Annotated in this window: 1 protein-coding gene; it reads left to right on the forward strand. The window is 60.8% G+C overall.

Annotation, left to right across the window (positions count from 1 at the left end; translation table 11 throughout):
• Positions 1-404: hypothetical protein (locus QJT78_RS51945; protein ID WP_281460924.1), on the forward strand; the 404-nt coding region annotated here is incomplete at its 5' end.
• Positions 405-602 lie beyond the last annotated feature (198 nt).

Consider the following 602-nt stretch of genomic DNA (forward strand, 5'->3'; position numbering starts at 1 on the left):
CACGCCTCAAGCACCTTGCGATCTTTCCTCGAAAGGTGGACTTCTCTTGCTTCGGGTATCATCCCGACCTTGAATCACGACTCACGTTCCAAGAAAAGTGGGTACTAGTCAACCAGGACCAACCGCGCCATGGCGTCACCTGCAGCGCGTGCGCCCGGCCGCTGGGCTCGAGCTACGTCCGGCATGTGTCCACGCAACGGCAGTACTGCGAGTACGATTGCTACCGCCGGTATCAGCAGACGAGCATGGAAGCGCTCTGGCCTTACCGCAGTTCGCTCGAGATGGTCACGGTGTTAGCGGCCATTTCGAGCTGGAGCTGGATGATGCAATTCGGCGCGCTCTCGGGCGCGCTGACGGAAGCATTTCTGCGCGCGCACGAACCTTCTGACCACGGAAGGAGGTGACGGCTAGCCTAACGATGCGGGCCGCGCAGAGTGGTCGGCCGCAGTCACTGCATCCAGCTTCGCGCCGCGTCCAGCCCCGGCGTTGCGAAGCTAGTACCCGGAATCAGAGCTGAGTGATACGGCGGCCTTTGAAACGGCGTTGACGGACCTTTTTCTTGGTCCAGACGAAGGGCTCGGCTCTGTCGTTGTATGCGTTGA

The sequence above is a fragment of the Bradyrhizobium sp. Mp27 genome (genome assembly GCF_029953005.1).
Lineage (GTDB): Bacteria > Pseudomonadota > Alphaproteobacteria > Rhizobiales > Xanthobacteraceae > Bradyrhizobium > Bradyrhizobium barranii.